The following is a 2,863-nucleotide window of genomic DNA, read 5'->3' as shown; positions in this document are numbered from 1 at the left end:
CCATGGCAGACATTAAAATTGTTTATTCCCATCCTCAAGCTCTGGCTCAGTGTCAGGGGTGGTTAGAGCATTTTCTGCCATCAGTGCAACTGGTAGCGACCAACTCCACTACTGAAGCGCTACAGTGTTTGGACAAAGATCACAATGAAGTAGCGATCGCATCTGAACGAGCAGCAAAGCTTTACACTCTACCAGTACTCGCATCTGCCATTAATGACTATCCCGATAATTTCACCCGGTTTTGGGTGCTGAGTTTACAGCCATCTCCTGGAGGTAGTCATACCTCCTTAGCATTTAGTCCTCCTGCTAATATACCTGGATCATTGTCTAAACCACTCCAGGTATTTGCCCGTCGAGGTATTAATTTAAGTCGGATTGAGTCTCGTCCCACCAAGCGATTACTTGGTGAGTACATATTCTTTATTGAACTGGAATCAGACCTCTATGCACCATTATTTAAAGCTGCTCTTGAGGAAATAATTCCTGATCAGGAAATCCTCAAGATTTTTGGCAGCTACACCCTGATAACTGTCGATAATTCGACTGTAAACAGTTAACCGTCAGCTGTAAACAAAAATGTTGTTATAGCGCTGGAAGCACCGAATAGGGATTAGGGAACTTCAGACAAGGGAAGGGAAAATAATTGATGAAAACATTATCAAGAAATTAATAATTCTACGAGGTCTATTCTCTCTTAAGCTTATAATCAAAGCTTAATTTAAGGCATCTTTGAGTACAGTGCGTGCTGCTAAGTGATTGCGAGTAGAAGTGAGAATTTCTGTTTCCCGTTCTAGACGTTTTTCCGTGTCTAGGGTCTCTAAAAGTGCCTGCTGTTCTAAGGCTACGCCATACAGATTACTAGCAACCCAATAAGACAACTCAATCGGTAGATCGGGCAGGTCTTCTGGTAGCTCAATTTTCTGGTTGGTCAACTTAGCGGAAAGACGCACAACATCCCGCAATAACTGTGCGACGTCTTGTGCCTTTGGTTTGAGGTCTTTAGCAGGTGGCTGGTCTTCAATCCATTCCACTAGTCCAACCCGATAGGGCTTTTCACGAACGTACTCTAAGACCCGAAACCGCTGCTGACCTAAGGTTACTATTTTCATTCGGTCATCGGGAAGACGCTGAAAGTGGATAATTTCAGCGCAACAGCCAACTGTAGCTGGTTCCTGTTTAACAGGATCCCACATTAAGACACCAAATCTGCGATCGCTATCCAAAATCGTGTTCATCATGATTCGGTAGCGAAATTCAAAAATGTGTAACGGCAGAGGGCGTCCAGGAAATAAAACGACTTCAGGTAGGGGAAAGATGGGGAGTTCTCTGACAGCAATCGAGGAAGAGGATACCATTGTGCCTGGGTTGAAAAGGTAACTGCGCTTATTTACATACTGTAACGGATTTTGTGTTTGACACTCCACGTCATAATTCTTCCTGTAGTCTTTTGTAGTGACCTAGCTAGACTCGCGAGGGTAGGGGAGTGTAGGGTTGAGCTTGTCAGCAATAGCAGTGATAACGTCCAACTTCGATACAACGGTATCAGGTCTTGATAATTGTGTATGATTCAGCCAAAGAGGTGATTGTTGAATGGATAAAGTAGCTCAATACCGCCAGTACGTTCAGAGATTACTGAACGACTACGCCAAGGATGATGTTTCAAATGATGAGGTGGAAGTACAACTCATTTTTGATACTGATCGGGATAATTACCAGTGGATGAATGTGGGTTGGGAAGATTGTAATCGGATTTACCGTTCTATAGTGCATTTAGATATCAAAGACGGAAAAATTTGGCTCCAGCAAAATCTCACAGATCTCAATCCTGCTGAGGAGTTAGTTGAGATGGGCGTTCCACGAGAAGATATTGTCTTGGGTTTACAGGCTCCTTATAAACGCCAGTACACTGACTATGGTGTCGCTTGAGATAGTAACGCTGCCATCAGACCTCGCCGCAGTTATCAGACAAAAGACTTCAATGCAAAAAGCTTACAGTTGTAATGTTGAGGGATAAAATCCAGGTATAGCTTTGGAGTAGTTTTAACTAACCGTTTGGTATAGTAAGTCCGGAAGATCCTGATTTTTTTGAAAGTAATATCCAAAAAAATGCAAGTTCTGAAGATCATCAAAACAATGAATTCTGGAAAAGAAACGGTATTTATCAATGAAAATAAAACGCTTACTTTGCTTTGTCCTCAGACTCTATGCAGTCAATACAAAATAAATGAAAAAGCTAAAAAAAATATTATAGAAAAAGTAAAACTATTGCAACAATACTTTCAATCACAAAAAAAATATAAAGAGATGGGCAATCTCCTTACTCTATTTGAAAGTAACGCTAGGGTTGAAAACGCCAATCAAATATCAGCAATTGAATTATTGAATTCAGAGGGGAAAGTTAAATCTGTTAAGCAACAGGAAATTGAAGAATTCAACAATTACTTTGATATCCAGTATGTTTTAACAGAATGGCCAGAATATATTTTGTTATATAGTGCTTTAACCGGATATGTCACATTTTTGGAACTGACTAAAAACAGCGCTAATAAATGGACTTTAGGTAAATTAGATACATTGGTCAACCCGGAATTTAAGCCATTGCTAATTTGGAAGAAATTCCCTTGGATATTCTTGATATTTTTCCAGGGTTTAATCCTCTGCTTGCTGCGGTTTGAAAAATCGATAAAAGTTAAGAACTTAAATCAGGTAAAACTAGAGCTATAAACAGCATCAAATCTAATGATTGGAGCCGGAGCATTAATGAAATTAGCGGGAAGTTACAGTAGAAAAGAATATAAAGAGCAAGTTTTCACCACAATGAAGCCGCCTAATATTAAAATCGATGGATTTAGTGGGCTAATGA

Annotated in this window: 4 protein-coding genes; 3 read left to right on the top strand and 1 reads right to left on the bottom strand. The window is 40.1% G+C overall.

What is annotated here, in order from left to right:
• The coding region (locus tag F6K52_RS34945) for a prephenate dehydratase domain-containing protein (protein ID WP_293089577.1) at positions 1 to 557 on the top strand (557 nt) is incomplete at its 5' end.
• Positions 558 to 713: 156 nt separating this feature from the next.
• On the opposite strand, the gene F6K52_RS34940 is transcribed toward F6K52_RS34945, so the two are convergent.
• The gene (locus F6K52_RS34940) at positions 714 to 1,355 is read right to left on the bottom strand and encodes an LON peptidase substrate-binding domain-containing protein (RefSeq protein ID WP_293089576.1); all 642 of its coding nucleotides are present in this window, start codon (positions 1,353 to 1,355) and stop codon (positions 714 to 716) included.
• A 235-nt stretch (positions 1,356 to 1,590) separates the two neighbouring features.
• Between F6K52_RS34940 and F6K52_RS34935 the strand changes: the two genes are divergently transcribed.
• Both F6K52_RS34935 and F6K52_RS34930 read left to right on the top strand, forming a co-directional pair.
• Entirely contained in the window at positions 1,591 to 1,926 is a 336-nt protein-coding gene (locus F6K52_RS34935) for a XisI protein (protein WP_293089574.1), read from the top strand.
• Between the two features lie 207 nt (positions 1,927 to 2,133).
• The gene (locus F6K52_RS34930) at positions 2,134 to 2,724 is read left to right on the top strand and encodes a hypothetical protein (protein ID WP_293089572.1); all 591 of its coding nucleotides are present in this window, start codon (positions 2,134 to 2,136) and stop codon (positions 2,722 to 2,724) included.
• Positions 2,725 to 2,863 lie beyond the last annotated feature (139 nt).

Source organism: Moorena sp. SIO3H5, from assembly GCF_010692395.1.
GTDB lineage: Bacteria > Cyanobacteriota > Cyanobacteriia > Cyanobacteriales > Coleofasciculaceae > Moorena.
The sequence above is the reverse complement of the archived record's forward strand: the minus strand, read 5'-3'. Positions and strand labels throughout refer to the sequence as shown.

Coding starts and splice junctions, on each gene's coding strand:
- F6K52_RS34940 (WP_293089576.1), bottom strand. CDS start 1,355: ATGGTATCCTCTTCCTCGATTGCTGTCAGAGAACTCCCCATCTTTCCC.
- F6K52_RS34935 (WP_293089574.1), top strand. CDS start 1,591: ATGGATAAAGTAGCTCAATACCGCCAGTACGTTCAGAGATTACTGAAC.
- F6K52_RS34930 (WP_293089572.1), top strand. CDS start 2,134: ATGAATTCTGGAAAAGAAACGGTATTTATCAATGAAAATAAAACGCTT.